Source organism: Burkholderia sp. BCC1972 (genome assembly GCF_905339605.1).
Lineage (GTDB): Bacteria > Pseudomonadota > Gammaproteobacteria > Burkholderiales > Burkholderiaceae > Burkholderia.
This window is the reverse complement of record NZ_CAJPGH010000102.1, coordinates 1-347: the sequence shown is the minus strand read 5'-3', so window position 1 is coordinate 347 and position 347 is coordinate 1. Positions and strand designations below refer to the sequence as shown.

The window sequence follows — 347 nt, the reverse complement described above, 5'->3', positions numbered from 1 at the left end:
TCGAACTGCTTCGTGATCACGTCGATCGGCAACCAGAAGAGCGACGCGCGCCTGTCGCGCATCACGCAGCTGCAGCGCAACTCGGGCGAATACCGCGCGGGCTCGAAGCAGCAGAAGGGCCAGCGTGTCGCGGCCGACTACTACATGGAACCGCAGATCGTCATCAACGATTCGCCGATCGGCGGCATCGGCAGCATGATCGGCGGGCTGATCGGCAACAGTGCGGTGGCGGCGGTGGCCGGGCACCTGCAGACGAAGGCGTCGGTCGTGACGCTGACGCTGTTCGACGTGCGCTCGGCGGTGCAGATCGCGGCGTCGGAAGGCAGCTCGACGGCGACCAACTACGG

1 pseudogene is annotated in these 347 nt (G+C 66.6%); it reads left to right on the top strand.

The annotated features are described in order from the left end of the window. A pseudogene (locus U5798_RS36990) lies at positions 1–347 on the top strand (hypothetical protein); the annotation flags it as partial.